Genomic DNA, 15,185 nt, shown 5'->3' with positions numbered 1-15,185 from the left:
GGCAAGTTCTCGGCCAAACTCCGCTGACCTGCACTAATGAAGGACGGATTTCTTTAGCTCCGGCGAACTCATTGACTTCCCCGGAAAACCCCGTGCAGGGTCGTCGGCGCCACCAACCGCCAGACGCAGCAAGGGAGCCGTGTCACCGTGCCCAAGCCCCGCAGAGCCCTCGCCGCCGCTGCCGTCGCCCTCGTCCTGCCGCTCAGCGCCTGCGGCTCCGGCGGCGACGGAACCGGCTCGACCGACGCCTCCGGCAAGGTGGAGGGCGACATCACCTTCCAGACCTGGAACCTGCGCGCGAACTTCAAGTCGTACTTCGAGGGCGTCATCGCCGACTTCGAGCACAAGTACCCGGGGACGCACGTGAAATGGGTCGACCAGCCCGCCGAGGGCTACCCCGACAAGCTCAGCGCCGACGCCGCCGGCGGCACCCTGCCCGACGTCGTGAACGTCTCCCCGGACCTGGTCGCCCCGCTCGCCAAGGCCGGTCTCGCCCTCGACCTGGACAAGTCCGCCGCCAAGTACCGCTCCGAGTACCTGGCGGGCGCCTGGGCCGGCCATCAGGTGCCCGGTCTGAGCGGCACGTACGCCTTCCCCTGGTACCTGAACACCGGCCCGCTCTTCTACAACAAGTCCCTGTTCACCAAGGCCGGACTCGACCCCGAGCAGCCGCCGAAGACGTACGACGAACTCTTCGCGGACGCACTCCGGATGGCGAAGAAGAGCGACGGCAAGGTCGCCACCCTCGCCAACGTGCCCACCATCGAGGACTTCGGCCGCTACGGCGTCCCGCTCATGAACAAGCAGGGCACCGGGTTCGCCTTCAACGACGCCAAGGGCGTGCAGCTCCTCACCAAGTACAAGGAGCTGTACGACGCCAGGGCCCTCGACCCGCAGGCACTGACCGCGACCCCCGAGTCCTCCGGCAAGAAGTTCCTCACCGGCGCCGTCGCCATGAACCCCGGCAGCGCCCTCGACCTCGGCAACTTCAAGAAGAACGCGCCCAGCCTGTACCGGAACATCGGCATCACCGACCAGATCACCAGCACCGGCCACGTCAACATGTACGTCATGGGCGTGATGGTCAACTCCCGCACCAAGCACACCCCGGCCGCGGTCGCCTTCGCGCACTTCGTCACCGACGCGCGGAACCAGATGTCCTTCGCGAAAAAGGTGGCCATCTTCCCGAGCACCGCCGGCTCCCTCGACGACCCGTACTTCACCAAGGACGACGGCACCGACGAGACCAGGGTGCGCGCCGCCGCCGCCAAGTCCCTGAAGAACGCGGTCAACTACACGCCCGTGCTGTTCAGCGACCAGATGAAGACCGCGCTGCGCAACGAGGTCGCCAAGGCGCTCCAGGGCAAGGAGAGCCCCAAGGCGGCTCTTGACAACGCTGTCGCCGCCACCGACCGGCTGCTCCAGCAGGGCTGACCCGCCATGGCCGCGCCCCTCCGCGTCAAGCGCCGGCTCCCCTTCAGCCCCTGGCTGTTCGCCGCCCCCGGCCTGCTGATCACCGGCGCCTTCGTGCTCTACCCGTTCGTCTCCACCCTGGTGAACTCCTTCACCGACCGCCGCACTCTGGTGCCCGGCCACTTCGTGGGCCTCGCCAACTTCCGCGAACTGCTCCACGACGACATGTTCTGGACCGGACTGCGCAACAGCACCCTGTACGTCGTCGGCGTCGTACCCGCGCTCGTCGTCCTGCCGCTGCTGCTCGCCCTGCTGGTGCAGAAGCACATCCCCGGCATCACCTTCTTCCGCTCCGCCTTCTACACCCCGGTCGTCGCCTCGATCGTCGTGGTCGGGCTGATCTGGGTGTGGCTGCTGGACGAACGCGGGCTCGTGAACTCGCTGCTGGAGACGGCCGGGATCGGCCGGGTCGGCTTCCTCAGCGACCAGTGGCTGCTCCTGCTCAGTGCGATGGCCGTCACGGTGTGGAAGGGCCTCGGCTACTACATGATCATCTATCTCGCGGCGCTCGCGAACGTGCCGCGCGAACTGCACGAGGCCGCCGCCGTGGACGGCGCCGGACCGGTCCGCCGCTTCCTTTCGGTCACCGTGCCGGCGGTCCGCTCCACGATGGTGCTGGTCGCCGCGCTCTCCTCGGTCGCCGCCTTCAAGGTGTTCTCCGAGGTGTACCTGATGGCCGGACCCAGCGGCGGCCCGGCCGGCGAGGACACCACCCTCGTCATGCTCGTGCAGCGCACCGGCACCGGCCTCACCGGCCGCGTCGGCTACGCCTCCGCCCTCTCCGTCGTCGTCTTCGCCGTCACCGTCGCGCTGATGCTGCTCGTGCTGCGCGCCGACCGGAGGGAGGAGTCGTGAGCGTCCTGGAGAAGGTACGGCCCGAGCGGCCGGCCGCCGCGGCCGGGGAACCGCGCGTCACCGACGAGCACGGCCGGCGCATCCGGGTCGGCGAACTGGCCCTGCGCTACCTGCTGCTGCTCACCGTCCTCGCCCTGACCGTCGGCCCGTTCCTCTGGCAGCTGTCCACCTCGCTCAAGGGCCCCACCGAGGACATCTACAGCTCACCGCCCACGTTCCTGCCCGGCCACCCCACCGGGCACAACTACGCACGGGTCGCCGACATCATGCCGGTCTGGGACTACGCGCTGAACTCCCTGAAGGTCGCCACCGCCAACGTCGTGACCAACTGCGTCGGTTCGGCGCTCGCCGGCTACGCCCTGGCCCGACTGCGCTACCGCGGCCGGCGCGCGACCACGATCGTCTTCGTCCTGGCGATGCTCGTGCCCGTCGAGGGCATCGTCATCGCCCAGTTCACCACCATGCGCGAACTCGGCCTGAACAACACGCTCGTCGGGGTCGTCCTGCCGGGCGCGATCGGCGCGATGAACGTGCTGCTGATGCGCAACGCCTTCCGCAACCTGCCCTACGAGATCGAGGAGGCCGCCTACGTCGACGGCGCCAACGTCTGGCAGCGGTTCGTGCGCATCGCGCTGCCGTCGGTGAAGGGCACCCTCGCCGTCGTCGCGATCTTCGCGTTCATGGGCGCGTGGGACGACTTCCTGTGGCCGCTCATCGTGCTCAGCGACCCGTCCCGGTTCACCCTCACCATCGGCCTCAACTACCTGCACGGCACCTTCGCCAACGACGAGCGGCTCGTCGCCGCCGGCACCGTGATCGCCGTGGCACCGCTCATCGCCCTCTTCGCCTGCCTCCAGCGGTACTTCTTCCGCGGGGTCGGCGAGGGCGCCGTCAAGGGCTGACCCCGTACCGACCCGCGAGGACCAAGGACACCCATGCCCCCTGCCGTGCGCTTCGGCGTCAACTACACCCCGAGCGTCGGGTGGTTCCACCACTGGCTCGACTTCGACCTCGACTCCGTGCGCGCCGACCTCGACGCCATCGCCGCACTGGGCCTCGACCACATCCGCGTCTTCCCGCTGTGGCCGTACTTCCAGCCCAACCGCACCCTGATCCGCCCGCGTGCCGTCGAGCAGCTCGTGGCCCTCGCCGACGCAGCGGCCGAGCGCGGTCTGGACGTCAACGTCGACGGTCTGCAAGGGCACTTGAGCAGCTTCGACTTCCTGCCCGCGTGGACCCGCACCTGGCACCGCCGCAACCTCTTCACCGACCCGGACGTGGTCGACGGACAGGCCGCCTATCTGCGCACCCTGGCCGCCGCCCTCGCCGACCGGCCGGCCTTCCTCGGCATGACCGTCGGCAACGAGGTCAACCAGTTCGCCGCCGGACCGCACCCGGACCCGGACCGCATCACGGCCGAGGAGGCCGAGCGATGGCTGGTGCGGATGCTCGCCGCCTGCGCCGAGGGCGCCCCCGGCCGGCTCCATCTGCACGCCTCCTACGACGCCGCCTGGTACCAGGACGACCAGCCCTTCACCCCCGGCCACTCCGCCCGGCTCGGCGACGTCACCGCCGTGCACTCCTGGGTCTTCAACGGCACCGTCCAGCGGCACGGCCGCACCTCCGTGCCGGCCGAGCACCACGCGGCCTACCTCGTCGAGCTGAGCAAGGCCTGGGCCGACGCGCCGCACCGGCCGGTGTGGCTCCAGGAGGTCGGCGCCCCCGCCCCTCTGGTCCCCGCCGCGCACGCGGCCGCCTTCGCCGAGGCCACGGTCGCGAACGTGCTCGACTGCCCCGACCTGTGGGGCATCACCTGGTGGTGCTCCTACGACGTCCCGCGCGACCTCGCCGATTTCCCCGCACTCGAATACTCCCTGGGGCTGCTGACCGGCGAGCGGCGGCCGAAGGACATCGCCCGGGTCCTGGCCGACGCGGCCCGGGGGACACACACCCCGCCCGCCGGGCGCGGAACGGCCCTCGTCGTGCCCGCCGACCCGGCCCACCGCTCCCGCTGCGCCCCCGGCGGCCCGGTCTTCGACGCGTACTTCCGGCTGACCGCCGACGGCGCCAGGCCCACCACCGTGCTCGACACCCGCGCCGACGACAAGGAGCACCTCGCCGCGCGCGGCGTCACCGAAGTCGTCACTCCCGACCAGGTACTCCCCACCCCACAAGGAGGCACCCGCTCGTGAACCCCACCAGACGCACCGTCCTCATCGCCGCCACCGCGGCAGCCCTGGCACCCGCGTTGCCCGAAGCCGCCGCCGCGGCCCCGCGCACCGGCGCCGCGATCCCGCCGTACGCCTCGTACTGGTACCCGGACACATTCCCCGCCGGCAGCCCCGGCCCCGGCATCACCTGGCGCAGCCTGAAGAGCTGGCGCGCCGCCGACGACGCCGACCTCGCCTTCAACGCCGCGTCCGTGCCGCTCGCGCCCCGCTTCACCCCGACCCCGGCGAACAACACCGCACGCTCCGGCCAGGCCCGGGTCCAGGCCCTGGTCTCCTTCGGCCCCACCTCCGCAAACCCCTCCCAGGGCGCGGCCACCGCCGACTACTACGCCCTCACCCACTGGTCGTACCTCGACGAGCTGGTCTTCTGGGGCGGTTCGGCGGGCGAGGGGCTGATCCTGGCGCCCAACGCGCCGGTCGTGGACGCCGCCCACCGGCACGGCGTCCCCGTCCTCGGCAACGTCTTCCTGCCCCCGGTGGCCTACGGCGGGCAGCTCCGGTGGACCCGCGACCTGGTGCGGAAGGACGCGAGCGGACACTTTCCGCTCGCCGCCCAGCTGGTCGCGGTGGCGGCGGCCCACGGCTTCGACGGCTGGTTCGTCAACGCCGAGACGAGCGGCGGCAACACCGCGCTCGGTACGGCCATGCTCGGCTTCATCAAGGAGCTGAAGACCCTGGCGGCGGCCAGGGGACAGCGCGTGACCTGGTACGACGCCATGACCGTGAACGGCACGGTCAGCTGGCAGGGCGCCCTGAACAGCCAGAACGAGGCGTTCTTCCAGGCGGCCGACGACATGTTCGTCGACTTCCGGTGGAGCGCGGGCACCCTCGACTCCTCGGGCACGAGGGCCGACCGGCTGGGCCACGGCCGGTACGCGCTGTGGGCGGGCGTCGACGTCGAGTCGAACGGGTCCGGCACCTCGGTCGACTGGGACGCCGTCGTGCCCGCCGGGAAATCCCACACCACCTCGATCGGCCTGTACCGGCCCGAGTGGACCCGCAACCACCTGCCCGCCGACCGACGCGCCCCCGAGGACTTCCACGCGGCCGACGACCGGTTCTGGAGCGGACGGTCCCTCGATCCGTCCCGGCCGGACACGGGTGATCCCTGGCGGGCGCCCGCGGTGTCGGTGGCCGACCGGTCGACGGTGACCTCGCTGCCGTTCGCGAGCGTCTTCAACACCGGGCACGGGCTGCGCTGGTACGAGGAGGGGGCCGTCACCTCCGACAAGCCCTGGAACCACCTCGGGCTCCAGGACCGGCTGCCCTCCCGGCGCTGGGTGGTACGGACGCCGGGGCAGCGCCCGGCCGTCTCCTTCGACTTCGCCGACGCCTGGCGGGGCGGGAACAGCGTGCTGGTCGCCGGCGCACTGGACGGACCGGCGGTGGTGGATCTGTACGCGACCCGGCTGCCGATCGCCGCGAACACCGTTGTCGAGCTGACGTACCGCGGCGAGGCTGGGGAGGTGGACGTCGAACTGGCGGTGGCGACGGGCGAGCCGACGACGGCGGGGACGGCACCGCCGTACACCTGTCTGCCGGTGAACGCGGACAACAAGGCCTGCCGTGTGAAGACGGTCAACGGGTGGCAGACCGCGCGCCTTCCGCTCACCGGACTGTCCGGCACCGTCCACGCCCTCGGCGTCCGGCTCACCGCCGGCGCCGGACCCGTGCGCTGGCGACTGGGCGGGATCGCCGTCCGCAACGCGGTCACCACGCCCTCCGCCCCCTTTGGCGCCCGCGTCACCGCCGCGAACGGCGGCGATCTCCGCCTCGCCTGGAACGCCGCCCCCGGCACCGTCCGTCACTACACCCTCCACCGTCTCCTCCCCGACGGCACCCGCCGCTTCCTCGGCGCCACCGGCCAGTGCGCCTTCTTCGCCGTCGGACTGGAGCCCGAGCAGCAGGAGAAGGCCGCACGGTTCGAACTGCGCGCCGTGGGGGAGCTCTACAACGCCTCGACCCCCGTGACCGTCACCCACCCCTGGTAACCACCCGGAACCCCGCAGGGAGCACCCCGCATGCATGACGACCGCACACTGGTGGAAGCCCGCCTCCGGCGCGTCCTCGACGAACGCGTCCGACCCGCCGTGTACCCCGAGTCCGTGCCGCTGGAGGTCGCGGTGTGGCACGCGCCCGGCGAGCCCGTACCGGTCGCGGAGGGGCTCGCCGCCGAGCCCGCGCCGATCGCCGTGGGCGCACGGTGGGGTGCTCCCTGGGGGACGAGCTGGTTCCGGGTGACCGGGACCGTGCCCGAGGCCTGGGCCGGCCGGACCGTCGAGGCCCTGCTCGACCTCGGCTTCGACGAGAACATGCCCGGCTTCCAGTGCGAGGGCCTGGTCTACCGGCCCGACGGCACCCCCGTGAAGGGCCTCAACCCCCGCAACCAGTGGGTCAGGATCGGTGCGCCCGTCGAGGGCGGCGAGGAGGTGCGCCTGCACATCGAGGCCGCCTCCAACCCGGTCGTCCTCGACTACCACCCCTTCCGGCCCACCGCGCTCGGGGACAAGGACACCGCCGGGACCGAGCCGCAGTACACGCTCACCCGCATGGACCTCGCCGTGTTCGACGAGACGGTGTGGCGGCTGGTGCTCGACCTGGAGGTGCTCGGCGAGCTGATGGCCGAGCTGCCCGTGGACTCCGCGCGCCGCCACGACATCCTGCGCGCCGTCGAACGGGCCCTGGACGCCGTGGACCTCCAGGACGTGGGCGGCACGGCGGAGCGCGCCCGGGAGCAGCTCACCGGCGTGCTGTCGGCGCCCGCCGTGCCGTCGGCGCACCGGATCAGCGCGGTCGGGCACGCGCACATCGACTCGGCGTGGCTGTGGCCGCTGCGCGAGACGGTCCGCAAGGTGGCCCGGACGACCTCCAACATGACCGCGCTGATCGAGGACGAGCCGGAGTTCGTCTTCGCCATGTCCCAGGCGCAGCAGTGGGCCTGGGTGAAGGAGCACCGGCCCGAGGTGTGGGCGCGGGTGAAGAAGGCCGTGGCGGAGGGGCGGTTCGTGCCGGCCGGCGGGATGTGGGTGGAGTCGGACACCAACATGCCCGGCTCGGAGGCGATGGCCCGGCAGTTCGTGCACGGGAAGCGGTTCTTCCTCGACGAGTTCGGTGTCGAGAACGAGGAGGCCTGGCTGCCCGACACCTTCGGCTTCGCGGCCGGTCTGCCGCAGATCATCCGGGCGGCGGGCTCCAAGTGGCTGCTGACGCAGAAGATCTCGTGGTCCCAGACCAACAAGTTCCCGCACCACACCTTCCTCTGGGAAGGCATCGACGGCACACGGATCTTCACGCACTTCCCGCCCGTCGACACCTACAACTGCTCCATGAAGGGCGCGGAGATCGCCCACGCGGCACGGAACTTCAAGGACAAGGGGAGGGCCCGGCACTCGCTCGCGCCCACCGGCTGGGGCGACGGGGGCGGCGGCACGACCCGGGAGATGGTCGCCAAGGCGGCCCGGCTGCGCGACCTCGAAGGGTCCGCCACCGTCGTCTGGGAGACACCCCGCGCCTTCTTCGAGAAGGCCGAGGCGGAGTACCCCGCGCCGCCCGTCTGGGTCGGCGAGCTGTACCTCGAACTGCACCGGGCGACCCTCACCAGCCAGGCCAAGACCAAGCAGGGCAACCGGCGCAGCGAGCACCTGCTGCGCGAGGCCGAGCTGTGGGCGGCCACCGCGGCCGTGCGCACCGGTTTCCCCTACCCCTACGAGGAGCTGGACCGGATCTGGAAGACGGTCCTGCTGCACCAGTTCCACGACATCCTGCCCGGATCGTCCATCGCCTGGGTGCACCGGGAGGCGCGGGCGACGTACGAGCGTGTCGCCGGCGAGCTGACCGCGGTCGTCGAGGGCGCCCAGCGCGCGCTGGCCGGGGAGGGCACCACCGCGCTGGTCTTCAACGCGGCCCCGCACGGCCGCCACGGCGTCCCGGCGGGCGGGGCCGCGGCGGCCCCGGCCGGGCAGCCCGGGACGACCCTCACGGCGGGCCCGGACGGCGGTCACGTGCTGGACAACGGGCTGCTCCGGATCGCCGTCGACGGCCGCGGTCTGGTCGTCTCCGCGTACGACCTCGCCGCCGGCCGCGAGACGATCGCCCCCGGCACCGTCGCCGGTCTCCTCCAGCTGCACCCGGACTTCCCGAACATGTGGGACGCCTGGGACGTCGACTCCTTCTACCGCAACACCGTCACCGACCTCACGGACGCCGACTCGGTCACGGCCGGCGAGGACGGGGAGTCGGTGCGGGTCGTGCGGTCCTTCGGGGACTCCCGGGTCACCCAGGTGCTGTCGCTGCCGCCGGGGGAGAAGCGGCTGGTGCTGGACACCGAGGTCGACTGGCACGAGACGGAGAAGTTCCTGAAGCTGGCCTTCCCGCTCGACCTGCACGCCGAACGGTACGCGTCCGAGACGCAGTTCGGGCACGCCTTCAGGCCCACGCACACCAACACCTCATGGGAGGCAGCCAAGTTCGAAGCGTGCAACCACCGCTTCGTGCACCTGGAGGAGCCGGGCTGGGGCGTCGCCGTCGTCAACGACTCGACGTACGGCCACGACGTGACCCGGAGCGTGCGGACCGGCCAAGACCGCGGGACGACGACCACCGTGCGGGTCTCCCTGCTGCGCGCCCCGCGCTTCCCCGATCCCGAGACCGACCAGGGCGTGCACCGGTTCCGGCACGCTCTGGTCCCCGGTGCGGCGATCGCGGACGCGGTCCGCGAGGGCTGGCGGATCAACCTGCCGGAGCGGCGCACGACCGGCGCCCACGAGGTCGCCCCGCTGGTCGCCGTGGACGACGACGCGGTCGTGGTCACGGCCGTGAAGCTGGCCGACGACGGCAGCGGCGACGTGGTGGTCCGCTTCCACGAGGCGCACGGCGGCCGGGCCCGGGCCACGCTCACGGCCGGCTTCGGAATCGCGGACGTCACGGTGACGGACCTGCTGGAACGGCCGGGCGGTGACGGGGAACCGCCGGTGCGCGACGGCGACCGGATCACCGTGGCGCTGCGGCCCTTCGAGCTGATGACGCTGCGGCTGCGCCGGGCGTGAGGCCGCGGTGGCCGGGGCGCCCCGCGCGGATGCCCCGGCCACCGTCGTGGCTTTCCCCGGCACGGACACAGCCCCGATGATGTGCCGATGAGACGAAGAAGGGTCCCCGACACCACCTGGGCGGCCGAACAGGATCCCCTGCTGGCCCTCGTCCGGCGGGAGTTGGCGTTCTACACGAGGGCCTGCACCCGGGCCAGGCGGCTGCACCACGGCACCGAACTCGGCGCACTCCTCACCACGTCGGTGACGGTCGTGGCCGCCGGTCTGCACGCCCCGGCCTGGCTGACCGCGCTGATCGCGGGCGGCGCCGTCTTCTTCACCGGCATGCGCCAGCTGTACGGGGCCGGCTCGCGCTGGGTGCTCGCCGCGCAGGCGCGGGAGTCGCTGCGCCGGGCCCTCGACCGCTATCTGCTCCTGCCCGAGGCCGAACGCGACGCGACGGCCCGCCAGGCCCTGCAGACGGTGGTCGAGGAGGTCGGCGCGAACGAACTGCGCGCCTGGTCCGAGGCGCAGGGAGGGCGCACCGAACCGCCACTGCCGTCGGTGGGAGCGTGACCGGACCGCGCACGAGGGGACGGCCCGGCGCGGCTACGGCATCCGAGCCGCGCTCGCCAGCCGCGTGGGCGGCAGGTACTCGCGCACGTACGTCCGCTCCCAGCACGCGCCCGTCTCCCGCAGCTCCCGCCGGCTGGTGTAGCGGTAGCGGAAGAGACGGGCCCGGACGTAGCGGGGCGGCGTGTCCGGCGGGAAGGGGGAGCGGCGCAGCAGCCGCAGCGTGTCCCGGTCGTTCTCCAGCAGCCGCTCCACCAGCCCGCCGAACCAGTCCCCGGCGTACGCGGGCGACAGCGCCGCGAACCACATCAGCCAGTCCAGGCGCAGATGGTAGGGCGCGAACTGGCGCGGCCAGCGCCGTGGATCACCCGGTTTCCCCTTGAACTCGTACTCCCGCCAGTCCGAGTCCTCGCGGGGCCCCTCGTCCAGCGTGCCCTCCACCACCACCTCGTAGCGCACCCGGCTGACACTGCCGAAGGCGCCGTAGGTGTTCACCAGGTGGAGGGGGTCGAAGGAGCGGTTCATGACCTGGCGGCGGGAGATCATGTTCGTCACCGGGTGGTAGCTCAGGAAGAGCAGCAGCGCGGCGACGGCGAGCAGCAGGACCTCGTACCAGAGCGGCGCCGGCGGCACGGACGGGGCGGATCCCGGCAGCCGCAGCGCGGACAGGGCCAGCACGATCGTGACCCAGTTCAGCCAGGAGAAGTTGCCGGACAGCACCAGCCACAGCTGGGTGACGATCATCAGGGCCGCCGCGGCCGAGGCGACCGGCTGCGGGGTGAACAGCAGTACCGGCACGACCAGTTGGGTCAGATGGTTGGCGGCCACCTCGGCCCGGTGCACCGGCTTCGGCAGATGGTGGAAGAACCAGCTCAGCGGGCCCGGCATCGGCTGCGTCTCGTGGTGGTAGTCCAGACAGGTCAGCTTCCGCCAGCAGGCGTCGCCCCTCAGCTTGATCAGCCCGGCGCCGAACTCCACCCGGAACAGGATCCAGCGGAGAAGGAACAGCACGACCACGGGCGGCGCGACGTCGTCGTTGCCGAGGAACGCGGCGAGGAAGCCCGTCTCCAGCAGGAGTGACTCCCAGCCGAACGCGTACCAGGTCTGGCCCACGTTGACGATCGACAGGTACAGCGCCCAGGGCACCAGCCACAGCAGGATCCCCGCCCACAGCGGCAGTTCGGCGTCCGCCCCGGCGAGCAGGGCCGCCGACACCGCGCAGCCCGCCCAGGCACAGGCCGCGAAGAAGCCGTCCGAGTAGCGCCACTGGAACAGGCTCGGGGCCCGCCGGAAGGGCACCCGCGCCACGAAGCGGGGGATCGGCAGCATGCCGCGCTCCCCGAGGAGCGCCCGGAACTGGAGCGCCGCCGTCAGGAACGCTACGAGATACAGCGCGGCCAGACCCCGCTGGAGGACCAGCCGGCTCCACCAGTAGTCGGGTGCGGTGAACCAGTCCACGGCGGTGCGCGCCCTTCTTCGCGGCCAGGCGTTCCCCGAGTTGCCAGTCAAACGAGTGCAATGCAGACAATAGTCCCGAATTACCCACAGTGATGCGGAGTATGCGGTGCGGATACCCACCCGATCCATCGGCATGGCCTGCGTCCTCTTGATGGCGCTGCTCGTGACCGGCTGCGCCGGCATGGGCGTCAAGGAGGCCCAGACGGGTGAAGAGCTCTTCCTCGAGCCCGCCGGGGCCCGGGGTGCCGAGCCCTTCACCGACTCGACGGCCGCCGTCGCCGCAGCGCCACCGACCCCTCCGTCGCCCACCACCGCGGCGGCGTCGCAGTCGGTGACGCTCTCCGAACGGGCCCTCGCGCCGCTGCGCCCGACGCGGACCGTCTCCGGGGCGACGCCCGGCCTCTACCGGGGCGCCGTGCACGTCGCCGGCTGCGACGTCGAGCGGCAGATCGGCTACCTGGCGGCGGACCCGGCCCGGGGCGAGGCCTTCGCCGCCGCGCTGAACGTCACCCGGTCGCAGGTGCCCCGGCACCTGCGGAGTCTGACCCCGGTCGTGCTCCGCGCCGACACCCGCGTCACGAACAACGGCTACCGCGACGGACAGGCGGTCCAGTACCAGTCCGTGCTGCAGGCCGGTACCGCCGTCCTCGTGGACGACCGGGGCGTGCCCCGCGTCCGCTGCGCCTGCGGCAACCCGCTCGGGCCACCGGGGTCGGCCCGCGGCGTCGGCGTCAGCGGATCCGCCTGGCCCGCCTACGAACCGAACCAGGTGGTCGTGGTGACCCCGGCACCCCGCGCCGTCGCCAGTCTCACGCTCCTCGACGCCGACGGACGCACCTGGATCGAACGCCGGACCGGTCAGGACGTCCGCCACGACCGCGTCGTCCCCGCGCCCGCCGGGGCCGCCGCCACCGCGCCCGCCGACCCGGCGCACCAGGACGCCAACGGCGCGCAGACGCCGGACAGCGGCCAGCCCAGCGCCGGCGGGAGCGGGCCGGCCACGCCACCGCCCTCCGCCGCGGCCCGGGCGGACGGGCGCGCCGCGCCCGCGGACGGCACCACTCAGCCGCCGGGACCGGGCCTCCCGGCCCTCCCGAAGGCGCCGGCCGCCCATGTCCCCCAGCCGGACCCGCTCGACGAGATCGGTCCGCCGACCGTCCCGGAGCTCCCGGACCCGCCCGACGGCGGCGGGCTGATCCCGGCCGACCCGGACCCGCCAGGCGACGGCGTACCGGAGGCCGACGGGCCGCCGGACGCGCCGGACCCGAGGGGAGCCGTACCCGACGGCCTGGCGGACGTCCAGGACGGCTGAGCCCGCCGCCGCGACCCGAGAGCGGCGGCCGGCCCCGTCGGCGAAGCCGATCAAGTCGAATAATCGGGCAAATCCTGGCAAGGTGGGCGCATGGCTGATCGGGGAGCGGGTGCTCTGTCACTCCCGGAGGACTGGCCAGCCCATCCGGACCCGATTCTCGCGCTCAACCACATGGGCAGCTTCGACTGGGACCTGGACGCCGGTCTCTTCCACATGGACGCCCAGGCCTTCGAGGTGTTCGACCTGCTGCCTGAGGAGTACGACGGCCGCCCCGAATCGCTGAGCCGGCGAGTGCCGCCGCCGGAGGCCGCCCGGCTCGACTCGGTGGTCGCCCGAGCCATCAAGGACGGCAGCGAGAACTACGGCGCCTACTTCCGCATCCGCTGCCGCGACGGCACCTCGCGCTGGACCCACACCCAGGGCTACATCCGGCGCGACGGCTCCGGCCGCCCGCGCCGGGTCGTCGGCATCGTCCGCGACGCCACCGAGGAACTCGCCGACAGCGCCGCCCGCAGCCTGCGCGCCGCCCAGGACGAGGCCTTCCGCCAGCAGACCAACATCGTGCAGGTCGTCTCCGCCGCCCTCGCCCACGCCCGGAGCGTCCAGGACGTCATCGAGATCCTCAAGGACACCCACGGCATCGAGAACCTCGGCGCCGCCAGCCTGGTCATGGGCCTGGTGGAGGCGGGCCGCATCCGGCTCGTCGCGGAGGGCCCGGCCGACAGCTTCGTCCCCGGCACCCGCGTCACCCGGACGGACGAGCCGTACCCGATGAGCGAGGTCGTCCGCACGCTCGTCCCGCGGTTCATCGAGTCGCCGGAGGAGTTCGCCGACCACTACCCGATCCTCTGGCCCCACCTCACCGACCTGCACATCACCTCGGCCGCCTATCTGCCCCTGATCGCCCAGGCCCGCCCGATCGGGGCCATGGGCCTGCTCTACGACGACCGGCGCGGCTTCTCGGACGAGGAGCGGGCCGTGCTCGTCGCGCTCGGCAGCAGCATCGGGCAGAGCCTCATGCGCGCCATGCTCTACGAGCAGGACAAGGACGTGGCCCAGGGGCTCCAGCAGGCCATGCTGCCCCGCACCATCCCCAGCGTGCGCGGCGCCGACGTCGCCGTCCGCTACCGGTCGGCGACGGTGGGCCGGGACATCGGCGGCGACTGGTACGACCTGATCCCGCTGCCCGGCGGCCGCGTCGGCGCGGTCATCGGCGACGTCCAGGGGCACGACACGCACGCGGCGGCGGTGATGGGGCAGCTGCGGATCGTGCTGCGCGCCTACGCCGCCGAGGGGCACCCCCCGGCCACCGTGATGGCCCGCGCCTCGGTCTTCCTCCACGAACTCGACACCGACCGCTTCGCCACCTGCCTGTACGCGGAGGCCGACCTGTCCACCGGAGTCGTCCAGGCGGTCCGCGCCGGGCACATCGACCCGCTGCTCCGGGACGCCGACGGCACCTGCCGGCGCGTCCCCGTCCCGGGCGGGCTCCCGCTCGGCCTGTCCGCCGACTTCGGCCGTCTGGAGTACCCGGTCTGCACCCTCGAGCTCGATCCCGGCGACACCCTGCTGCTGTGCACCGACGGGCTCGTCGAACAGCCCGGCGCCGACCTCGACGACGGCATGCGCGGCCTCGCGGACCTCATCGCGGACGGCCCGGACGACGTGCGCGCCCTCGCCGACCTGCTGATCCGGATGGCCGAGCGGCAGGGCGGCGAGGACGACGTTGCCCTGCTCCTGCTGCGTCGTCGTGTCCCGGAGGCTTCCCGGGCGGGCGGCCGGCTCCAGCAGCACGTGGCGCCCGGCGACCCCGAGGCCCTCACCCAGGCCCGCCACATGATCCGCGCCGCCGTCCGCTCCTGGGGCGCCCATGACCGCGCCGACGAGGTCGAGCTGGTCGCCGACGAGCTGATCACCAACGCGCTGATGCACACCGAGGGCGCGGCGATCGTCACGCTGCGGGCCCTGGAGGGCGCCGGCCGCAGGCTCCGCATCGAGGTCGAGGACGCCTCCAGCGCCCTGCCGCGCCGCCGCGAGGCGGGGGAGGACGACGTCTCCGGCCGCGGCCTGCTCCTCGTCGACCGGCTCGCCGATGTCTGGGGCGTGGAGGCACGCGGCGGCGGCAAGGCGGTGTGGTGCGAGTTCCGGGTGCCTTAGGGCCTGTCGTCAGGGACTGTCGTTCGGATCATGCCCGCGTCGCGGGGCGGCCGACAAGGCACCATGAGCCAGGCCGGCCTGATCCGAACGACAGGCCCTAGC

Annotated in this window: 10 protein-coding genes; 9 read left to right on the top strand and 1 reads right to left on the bottom strand. The window is 72.6% G+C overall.

Features of this window, described 5'->3' with window-relative positions; genetic code table 11:
• Positions 1 to 147: 147 nt before the first annotated feature.
• The 7 genes from BLW57_RS06540 to BLW57_RS06510 all read left to right on the top strand — a co-directional run bounded on the left by BLW57_RS06540 (position 148) and on the right by BLW57_RS06510 (position 10,159).
• Positions 148 to 1,434 (top strand): ABC transporter substrate-binding protein, encoded by a 1,287-nt coding sequence (locus BLW57_RS06540; protein ID WP_093472822.1) that lies wholly within the window; start codon positions 148 to 150, stop codon positions 1,432 to 1,434.
• A 6-nt stretch (positions 1,435 to 1,440) separates the two neighbouring features.
• A complete protein-coding gene (locus tag BLW57_RS06535; RefSeq protein WP_093472820.1) occupies positions 1,441 to 2,328 on the top strand; it encodes a carbohydrate ABC transporter permease in 888 nt (295 codons plus the stop codon).
• A complete protein-coding gene (locus tag BLW57_RS06530) occupies positions 2,325 to 3,230 on the top strand; it encodes a carbohydrate ABC transporter permease (protein WP_093472819.1) in 906 nt (301 codons plus the stop codon). Before BLW57_RS06535 ends, BLW57_RS06530 begins: the two co-directional genes overlap by 4 nt.
• A gap of 33 nt (positions 3,231 to 3,263) precedes the next feature.
• Positions 3,264 to 4,520 (top strand): glycoside hydrolase 5 family protein, encoded by a 1,257-nt coding sequence (locus BLW57_RS06525; RefSeq protein WP_093472817.1) that lies wholly within the window; start codon positions 3,264 to 3,266, stop codon positions 4,518 to 4,520.
• Entirely contained in the window at positions 4,517 to 6,550 is a 2,034-nt protein-coding gene (locus BLW57_RS06520; RefSeq protein ID WP_093472816.1) for an endo-beta-N-acetylglucosaminidase, read from the top strand. Before BLW57_RS06525 ends, BLW57_RS06520 begins: the two co-directional genes overlap by 4 nt.
• Before the next feature lie 30 nt (positions 6,551 to 6,580).
• Positions 6,581 to 9,604, top strand: a complete 3,024-nt coding sequence (locus BLW57_RS06515; protein WP_093472814.1) for an alpha-mannosidase — start codon at positions 6,581 to 6,583, stop codon at positions 9,602 to 9,604.
• Between the two features lie 87 nt (positions 9,605 to 9,691).
• The gene (locus BLW57_RS06510; protein ID WP_093472812.1) at positions 9,692 to 10,159 is read left to right on the top strand and encodes a DUF4231 domain-containing protein; all 468 of its coding nucleotides are present in this window, start codon (positions 9,692 to 9,694) and stop codon (positions 10,157 to 10,159) included.
• Between the two features lie 33 nt (positions 10,160 to 10,192).
• Here BLW57_RS06510 and BLW57_RS06505 read toward each other — a convergent pair whose 3' ends face one another.
• Entirely contained in the window at positions 10,193 to 11,614 is a 1,422-nt protein-coding gene (locus tag BLW57_RS06505) for a lipase maturation factor family protein (RefSeq protein WP_093472811.1), read from the bottom strand.
• Positions 11,615 to 11,720: 106 nt separating this feature from the next.
• On the opposite strand from BLW57_RS06505, the gene BLW57_RS06500 reads away from it, so the two are divergent.
• Together BLW57_RS06500 and BLW57_RS06495 are read left to right on the top strand one after the other, a co-directional pair.
• Entirely contained in the window at positions 11,721 to 12,926 is a 1,206-nt protein-coding gene (locus tag BLW57_RS06500) for a DUF6777 domain-containing protein (RefSeq protein WP_176985487.1), read from the top strand.
• 90 nt (positions 12,927 to 13,016) lie between these two features.
• The gene (locus BLW57_RS06495) at positions 13,017 to 15,083 is read left to right on the top strand and encodes a SpoIIE family protein phosphatase (RefSeq protein WP_093472809.1); all 2,067 of its coding nucleotides are present in this window, start codon (positions 13,017 to 13,019) and stop codon (positions 15,081 to 15,083) included.
• Positions 15,084 to 15,185 lie beyond the last annotated feature (102 nt).

It is taken from the genome of Streptomyces sp. 1222.5 (assembly GCF_900105245.1).
GTDB lineage: Bacteria > Actinomycetota > Actinomycetes > Streptomycetales > Streptomycetaceae > Streptomyces > Streptomyces albidocamelliae.
Note: the sequence above shows the minus strand (reverse complement) of the source record. Positions and strands in the feature narration are given on the sequence as shown.